Genomic DNA, 7,901 nt, shown 5'->3' with positions numbered 1-7,901 from the left:
TGGGCTTGCTCGCGAATGCGGTGGGTCAGTGACAGATGAATTGACTGACCCACCGCTTTCGCGAGCAAGCCCGCTCCCACATTTAGACCCCGCGGCRTCAGGTAGATAGGCTTTGGCTTTGCACTTGATCTGGCTTTTGATTCAACCACTCAGGTCGGCTTTCAGGCCGCCGTGCTGTAGATCTTGATCTTGATCTTGATCTGAGGCGCCCCGTCAACTGAATCCGTGGGTAACCCGGCAGGACGCCGGGTTAGCCGCGCTGGGCCAAGGATGGCCCATCGCGGCGGCCCACGGATTCAAGCCGGAGTGCGGGCATGCCGAGCCACAGCGAGGCACCGAGTGGTGGGGCACAGACCTTTTGGTTACTTTTGGGGCGTTTGCCAAAAGTGACCCGCCGTCAGGGCGGAACCCTAAGCCGCCGTTACCGCAGCAACGGATATACACACCCCCCCTCTACCCAAGGAAGGTCTTTTACATTCAGGCCTGATGCTCGCTTAAAAATAGCTGCACCTTACGCGCAAGGTGATCCAAGTGCCGATCCCGCTGCTTCTCGGCATCAACCATCGCGCGCTTGCCGTGTTTTTGCAGCAAGTACGTATGAATCTGCCGCACCTCCAGCGAGCTGTAGATCGCAGCCACGTCCAGCACGCCCATCAAACCATCGGTCCCATAATCGCGCGTGTTCATCAACACCTGGGTGCCCCGCGCACCGCGCACTTGAAAGCCCATCGCTTTAAACGCCGGCACTTTTTCCACTGAGCAGGCCAGTTCTGCATGGGGATAATGCGCCAGCACCTCGCCAAGCATAGCGCGCGCCACGCCCTGGCGCCGATGCCCGGCTTGCACGGCCATAAAGGCGATGCCACAGGCGTGCGGATCATCCTTGACGGGCAGGTACAGGCAAAAACCGATCACCTGTTCGCCCTGCAGTGCCACCACCAGTTCAACCGCGATGCCCTTGGCGCCATTCAGCGCTTCAAGGTACAGGTGCACCTCAAAGCCGACGGCGTATTGATAGATGTTGTAGAGCAGGTTGCTCGGCGGCAATGCCACGCTGCTGATGTCGGTGAGGTTGTCTACCACCATCTGCAGGATCTGGCTGTTGATCGGCTCGGGGCACGCGGTGGTGTAGCGGGTAAGGCTGAACATGCAAATTCCTGGGTTTAGCATCAAGGCAGCGGTGATTGTACCTGCTGCCCGCACACCTCGCGCAAACAGCCGCGCAACCAGCGGTGGGCCACGTCGGCATCCAGGCGCGGGTGCCAGAGCATCGCCACGGTGAACGGCGGCACGACTACCGGCAGCGCAAAGCTGTGCAGCCCGTCGCGCTGATGGGCGGTGTAGCGTTCGGGCACGCTGGCGATCAGGTCGGTATCGCGGGCCAGGGCGATGGCGGTGGCAAAGCCTTCGACGATAGTGCTGATGTCCCGCGTCAGGCCCAGCGCGTGCAGCGCGTCGTCGACTTGGCCACGGTCGAGACCACGGCGCGACACGTAGACATGCTGGCCCTGGGCAAAACGCTCGGCGCTGACGTCACCCTGGCTCAGCACATGGCCGCTGCGGACCACACCAATCAGCCGGTCACGGAACAGCGCCTGGGTCAGCAGTTCGGGGCTGGCGTTGGCGTCGACCACGCCAATGGACAGGTCAATACTGCCCTCGCGCAGCAGCGCCGAGTCCTTGTCGCTTTTGTCGACGAAACGCAGGCGCACGCCCGGCGCTTCCCGGGCGATACGCGCGAGCAACGCCGGGCCGAGGTTTTCGACAAACTCCTCGCTGGAGCGCAGCGTGAAGGTGCGTACCACTTGGCCCATATCCAACGCTTGCGCCGGGCGCAGCACCGCCTGGGCCTCCTGCACCAAACGGCTGACCTGCTCACGCAGTTCGACCGCCCGCGGTGTCGGCACCAGGCCCCGCCCGGCGCGCACCAGCAAGGGGTCGCCGGTGGTTTCGCGCAGGCGGGCCAGCGCTCGGCTCATGGCCGAAGGGCTCAGGCGCAGGCGCTTGGCGGCAGCGGCGACACTGCCTTCGCTGAGCAACGTATCCAGGGTAAAAAGCAAATTCAGGTCGGGCATACGTGCTCCTAATCAGGCGTTTGATGCAGGTATTAGCTGCAACCCATGCGTCTTCCGCCATAGTAGGCCCAGCCGTAGAGTTGTGTCAGTTGCCTTCACTCAAGGAATCGTCCATGCACAACTCTTCACGTGGCGCGCTCGTCAGTCTGTCGCTCTCCATGTTGCTGGCCTCTTTGGGCACCAGCATTGCCAATGTCGGCCTGCCCAGCCTGGCACAGGCATTTGATGTGTCGTTTCATGCCGTGCAATGGGTAGTGCTCGCCTATTTGTTGGCGATTACGGCGGTGATTGTCGGCGCCGGCCGCCTGGGCGATCGCTTAGGGCGCAAGCGCGTCTTGCTCACCGGCTTGCTGCTGTTTGCCATGGCGTGTGCACTGTGCGCGGCGGCCCCAACACTTAAATGGCTGATTGCCGCGCGCGCCCTGCAAGGGTTGGGCGCAGCCAGCATGATGGCGATGACCCTCGGGCTGGTGGGCGACACGGTGACCAAAGCGCGTACCGGCCAAGTGATGGGTTTGCTCGGCACGATGTCGGCAGTCGGCACCGCCATGGGCCCCAGTGTCGGCGGGGTGCTGCTGAGCCTGTGGGGCTGGCGCGCGTTGTTTGCGTTCGGTGTGCCGCTGGGACTGTTGGCCGCCGCCCTCGCCTTTTATTGCTTACCGACAGACCGACAGGCCAGCGCCCGCGCACCGGCAGGTGCTTTCTGGCAGCCGTTGCAAGACCCGACGCTGCGTGCCGGGTTGGCGATGAGCGCACTGGTGGCGGCAGTGATCATGGCTACGTTCGTGGTCGGGCCGTTCTACCTGTCCCGTGGGCTCGGGCTGGATCCGGCCTGGATGGGCCTGGCCATGGCCGTCGGCCCCTGTGTTGCGGCGCTGACCGGCGTACCGGCAGGCCGCCTCACCGATCGTCTGGGCAGCCAGCGCATGACCCTGGCGGGCTTGGGGGTGATGGCCCTGGGCGCGCTGTCGCTTTCGTTGACGGCGGGACTGCTCGCTTACCTCGGCGCCCTGACCCTGCTGACGACAGGCTACAGCCTGTTTCAAGCCGCCAATAACACCGCGGTGATGAGCGATGTCGCGCCGACACGCCGAGGAACAGTCTCCGGGCTGCTGAACCTGTCGCGCAACCTGGGCCTGATTTTCGGTGCTTCGGCCCTGGGCGCGGTGTTTGCCTGGGCCAGCCCCGCTGTGGCCCACGCAGCGCCGCGCAGTGTTGCCTCTGGCTTGCACGTGACCTTCGCCGCCGCGTTGGCCCTGATCGTCACCGCCGGCACTTTTGCCTGGGGCCGCAACCGCGCCACGATCCGCCCGCAGAACATCCGTTGAGGCAAAAAAACAAAAAAGGCGTTGCCCCAAACCGGGTTACTTCGCGCATCATGGGCACTTTCAAGCTCAAGGGTAACGTCCATGCGCGTGCTGTCATTGATGATGGGTCTGACGACGCTGGCCGCCAGTTTGGTGTTCTGCGCCAGCGCGATGGCGAATGAAGAAAGTCAGTTGGTGCAACAGATCAACGAATACCGCAGCCAGGTGCAACGCTGCGGCAACCAGGGTTCCCAGGAACTGCCACCGCTGACCAGCGATACGCGGCTGGTGTTGCCGGCCACCAATGTCGGCGACTTGCAGCAGGCGCTGGCACGGGCCGCCTACCCGATGGTTAACGTGCAGGCCATCAGCCTCTCCGGCCCCAAAAACGCCGAGGCGGCGATGAAGGCTGTGCGCGAAAGCTTCTGCCGCGTGGTGCTGGACCCACAGTTTGTCGATATCGGCGTGAGCAACAGCGGCCAGGACTGGCGCATTGTGCTGGCACGCCCGTTGCTCACCAGCGGCCTTGGTGACTGGCAGACCGAGGGCAAAGAACTTCTCGAGCTGGTCAACGCTGCGCGTCAGCAACCGCGCCAATGTGGCACCCAGGCGTTCACCGCGACCACGCCGCTGTCGTGGAATGATGACCTGGCCAACGCCGCCAATGGGCATTCGCGCAACATGGCCAATGGCAATTTCTTCGACCACCTGGACCATGACGGCCGCACACCTGGCGATCGTGCGGAACTGGCTGGGTACATCGCAAAAAACATCGGTGAAAATATTGCCGCCGGCCTCGACACCCCACGCAAGGTGGTGGACGGCTGGCTCGCCAGCCCCGGGCATTGCGCCAACCTGATGAACCCGCAATTTCGTGAATTGGGCGCGGCCTACGCCATGGACCCAAAAAGTGATGCCGGCATTTATTGGACGGGGGTTCTCGGCGCGCAATAGAAGGCTTGAGACCCGTCTGCCGCTCTATTCATTTGGATAGAGCATCAAATTGCCATCACCTGTGTAATCGTGCTGAACTGGCGGCATTCATTCCGGTCTGTAGCTTGTTAGCCTGACCGCTTCAGGCCCTCGACAGACCGTGGTAAACAAGGTGTTCTCGCAATGATGAATTGGCTGCAAAGCAGCAGCGACATGGCTGAGCGGGTTCGCCAGCATGACTGGGCCAACACGCCACTGGGCCCGCTGGAGCAGTGGCCCGACGTACTCAAGACCACCGTAGCGCTGTGCTTCGCATCGAGCTTTCCCCAGGCGATTGTCTGGGGCCCGCAGTTGATCACGCTCTATAACGACGCATTCATTCCGATATTGGGCGCCAAGCCCGACGCGTTGGGCCGCCCCTTCAACGAGGTGTGGCATGAGGTGTGGGCGGATATCAGCCCCATCGCCGATGCCGCCTTCCAGGGCCAGGCCACCTACATCGAAAATTTCCCCCTGGTCATTGAACGCGGCCCCACGCGGGACCAGGCGTACTTCACCTTTTGCTACAGCCCGATTCGCGACACCGACGGCAAAGTGGTGGGCATTCTCGACACCGTGTCGGAAACCACCACCACGGTATTCCTCGCCCGTCGCCTGGCGGTGCTGGATGCCATCAGCCACACGGTGGCCAATGCGGCCGATGCCGAAACCATTCTGACCAGCACCACCCAGTTAGTGGCCGAACACCTGCAGGTGAGCAACTGCGCCTACGCCGATATGGACGCCGATGAAGACGGCTTCACCATCCGCGACAATTGGGTAGCACCCGGTTCGCCCAGTATCATCGGCCACTACAGCCTGGCGGCCTTTGGCGAGACGGCGGTCAAATGCCTGCGCGCCGGAGAGCCACTGGTGATCCATGACAACCTGCGCGAGCTGCCGCCAGAGGAATCGGCGTCCTTTCAGGCACTGGGGGTCAGCGCCACCATCTGCATGCCCTTGATCAAGAATGGCCGGCTGACGGCCTTGATGGCGGTACACGATAAACGCCCGCGGTTGTGGTCGAGCTACGACCTGGCGTTGCTGCGCGAAGTCACCGAACGCTCCTGGGCGCATATCGAGCGCGTGCGCGCCGACGCCCATGTGCGTGAAGGCCTGGCAGCCTTTGCCGAACTCAACACTACCCTGGAGCAACGCGTCGAGGAACGCACCCTGGCACTGGCCCAGGCCGAAGCCGCGCTGCGCCAGTCGCAAAAGCTCGAAGCCATCGGCCAGTTGACCGGCGGCGTGGCCCACGACTTCAACAACTTGCTGACCATCATCCGCTCCTCGGTGGATTTTCTGCGCCAGCCGGGGTTATCCGAAGAGCGCCGCCAACGCTACATGAGCGCGGTGTCCGACACCGTCGAGCGGGCCAGCAAACTCACCAGCCAATTGCTCGCGTTTGCCCGCCGCCAGCCGCTTAACCCGGAAGTCTTCGATGTGAGCCTGCGGGTCAAGAACATCGGCGAGATGCTCGAAAGCCTCACCGGTGCGCGTATCCGCGTGCAGCTGGAACTGCCACAGCGGCCGTGCCATGTGCGCGTCGACTCCAGCCAATTTGAAACCGCGCTGATCAACATCGCGCTCAATGCCCGCGATGCCATGGAGGGCCAGGGCACCCTGACCCTGCGCGTGGCCCACATCGCCAGGCTGCCGCGTATCCGTGGCGATGCCGAATCAAACCAGCCCTTTGTGAGCATTGCCCTGGCCGACACCGGCAGCGGCATTGCCGTTGACACCGTCGAGCGCATTTTCGAACCCTTCTTTACCACCAAGGCGGTGGGCAAAGGCACCGGGCTTGGCTTGTCCCAGGTGTTCGGGTTTGCCAAACAATCCGGTGGCAACGTCGACGTCACCAGCAACCTCGGCCAGGGCAGCGTGTTTACCCTTTACCTACCCGAGGCCGAGCCTGTGGCCGTGCAGGCCTGCCCGGTTCAGGAAGACCAAGGCCCGGTGCCCTACACGGCGGCGCGTCACATCCTGATCGTCGAAGACAACCTTGAGGTTGGCCGCTTCGCCAACCAGATCCTGCAGGACCTGGGCTACCGGACCACCTGGGCCACCGATGCCAAGCAGGCACTCGCGCTGGCCGGCCCGGACGGCATGGCGTTTGACGCGATTTTCTCGGATGTGGTGATGCCCGGCATGACCGGCGTGGCAATGAGCAAACTGCTGCGCGAGCGCCGCCCCGACTTGCCGGTGGTGCTCACGTCAGGCTACAGCGAAGAACTGGCCGACAGCGGCTATGAAGGCTTCGAATTCCTCCCCAAGCCCTACTCCGCCGACCAGGTGGCGCGGGCATTGGCCAGGTCGATGCTCAAGGAATGACCCGCTACTGCGCGACGGCCACCTGATTACGGCCCATGGCCTTGGCGCGGTACAGCGCTTTGTCGGCGTTGTTCATCAGGCTGTGCAAGTCCTGATCATGGCTGCGGGTCGTGGCCACACCGAGGCTGGCGGTCAAGCCTTTTACCGGCTCGGAACTCAGGCCTGAAATCGCCTGGACCAGTTGCTCGGCGATGCCCTGTGCGGTTTCCAGCGAGGTGTTGGGCAGCAACACCGCGAATTCTTCACCGCCGAGTCGACCATAAACGTCGGCCTGGCGAAACGACGCGCTGATCACCCCGCCAATCTGGCGCAACACCTGGTCACCGGCCTGGTGGCCGTAAGTGTCGTTGATGTCCTTGAAGTGGTCCATGTCCAGCATCAGGGCGCTCAGCGGCTGCTGGTTGTGGCGGCATTGCGCGTACAGCAGGTGGGCCTGTTCGAAAAACGCGCGACGGTTCATCAGCCCGGTGAGTTCGTCGGTCTGGGCGGCACGCGTGGAGATATGGTGGGCACGCTCCATCTGTCGGGTCAGGCGAAAGGCTTTTTCCAGCGCATCCGAGAGCTTGCGCGTGGCGCTGGCCACAAAGGTCGAGAACACCAGCACCGCAATCGCCACGCCTACCTGCATCGGCGCCGGCTGGAACAGCAACCACAGGGTGCACGGCAACAGCACCAGCGCCATGGAACCCAGGGTCATATAGCGATAGGCCGAATAACACGACACCGCGCTGACCGACATGCCCACGGTAAACAGCATGACCAGCACCTGGGAGACGCGATCATCCGTCGGCATCACCGCCAGGGCGCCGAGGCCCCAGGTGCCGGCTGACAGCATCAGCGTGACCCAATAGCGGCGCTCCCAGCGCGCGGGCGTGCGCTCGCTGTCGGGGCAGCGAAACCAGTCGGTGAACAGCTTGACCCGCACCAGCGAGGTCAACGCCAGCACCCCCAGCCAGGCCAGCATGACCTCGTGGTCAAACCGGCTCCAGCACAGCCAGCAAAGCATGACAGCGCCCAGGTAGCTGCCTAAAATGGCCGAGAACGATTGGCGAAACAGCTGGTGCAACCGGTCGGTTCGCACCTGCTGTTCGATAAGTTCATCCGGGTCTCGCCCACGCCCAAGGCCGTTCATGAAATACGCCCGCTTCGACTGCCACGACAAAGGCGCCATTGTGGCACCCTGCCAGTAGCGCGGACAACAGAATCCACCACGCTA

At 63.2% G+C, this 7,901-nt stretch carries 6 protein-coding genes; 3 read left to right on the top strand and 3 right to left on the bottom strand.

Features of this window, described 5'->3' with window-relative positions:
• Positions 1-477: 477 nt before the first annotated feature.
• Together ASE80_RS13240 and ASE80_RS13235 are read right to left on the bottom strand one after the other, a co-directional pair.
• Positions 478-1,149: a GNAT family N-acetyltransferase gene (locus tag ASE80_RS13240; protein ID WP_056859309.1), complete on the bottom strand. Its 672-nt coding sequence runs from the start codon at positions 1,147-1,149 to the stop codon at positions 478-480.
• Positions 1,150-1,169: 20 nt separating this feature from the next.
• Complete coding sequence (locus tag ASE80_RS13235; RefSeq protein WP_056859308.1) at positions 1,170-2,075, bottom strand: LysR family transcriptional regulator; 906 nt, start codon at positions 2,073-2,075, stop codon at positions 1,170-1,172.
• Positions 2,076-2,188: 113 nt separating this feature from the next.
• Here ASE80_RS13235 and ASE80_RS13230 point away from each other — a divergent pair, with 113 nt between their 5' ends.
• From ASE80_RS13230 to ASE80_RS13220, 3 genes are all read left to right on the top strand, one after another.
• Entirely contained in the window at positions 2,189-3,403 is a 1,215-nt protein-coding gene (locus ASE80_RS13230) for an MFS transporter (RefSeq protein ID WP_056859307.1), read from the top strand.
• 81 nt (positions 3,404-3,484) lie between these two features.
• Positions 3,485-4,336 carry a CAP domain-containing protein gene (locus tag ASE80_RS13225; RefSeq protein WP_056859306.1) on the top strand — a complete coding sequence of 284 codons (852 nt, stop codon included), beginning with the start codon at positions 3,485-3,487 and terminating at the stop codon, positions 4,334-4,336.
• A gap of 162 nt (positions 4,337-4,498) precedes the next feature.
• Positions 4,499-6,685, top strand: a complete 2,187-nt coding sequence (locus ASE80_RS13220) for a GAF domain-containing hybrid sensor histidine kinase/response regulator (protein ID WP_056859305.1) — start codon at positions 4,499-4,501, stop codon at positions 6,683-6,685.
• A gap of 4 nt (positions 6,686-6,689) precedes the next feature.
• Here ASE80_RS13220 and ASE80_RS13215 read toward each other — a convergent pair whose 3' ends face one another.
• The gene (locus tag ASE80_RS13215; protein WP_056859304.1) at positions 6,690-7,856 is read right to left on the bottom strand and encodes a GGDEF domain-containing protein; all 1,167 of its coding nucleotides are present in this window, start codon (positions 7,854-7,856) and stop codon (positions 6,690-6,692) included.
• Between the last annotated feature and the right edge of the window lie 45 nt (positions 7,857-7,901).

Source organism: Pseudomonas sp. Leaf15 (genome assembly GCF_001421425.1).
GTDB classification, from domain to species: domain Bacteria; phylum Pseudomonadota; class Gammaproteobacteria; order Pseudomonadales; family Pseudomonadaceae; genus Aquipseudomonas; species Aquipseudomonas salomonii.
The sequence above is the reverse complement of the archived record's forward strand: the minus strand, read 5'-3'. Positions and strand labels throughout refer to the sequence as shown.

What these genes read in the sequence shown, in the direction of transcription:
- ASE80_RS13220 (WP_056859305.1), top strand. Translation starts at nt 4,499, where the DNA reads ATGATGAATTGGCTGCAAAGCAGCAGCGACATGGCTGAGCGGGTTCGC.
- ASE80_RS13230 (WP_056859307.1), top strand. Translation starts at nt 2,189, where the DNA reads ATGCACAACTCTTCACGTGGCGCGCTCGTCAGTCTGTCGCTCTCCATG.
- ASE80_RS13225 (WP_056859306.1), top strand. Translation starts at nt 3,485, where the DNA reads ATGCGCGTGCTGTCATTGATGATGGGTCTGACGACGCTGGCCGCCAGT.
- ASE80_RS13235 (WP_056859308.1), bottom strand. Translation starts at nt 2,075, where the DNA reads ATGCCCGACCTGAATTTGCTTTTTACCCTGGATACGTTGCTCAGCGAA.
- ASE80_RS13240 (WP_056859309.1), bottom strand. Translation starts at nt 1,149, where the DNA reads ATGTTCAGCCTTACCCGCTACACCACCGCGTGCCCCGAGCCGATCAAC.
- ASE80_RS13215 (WP_056859304.1), bottom strand. Translation starts at nt 7,856, where the DNA reads ATGGCGCCTTTGTCGTGGCAGTCGAAGCGGGCGTATTTCATGAACGGC.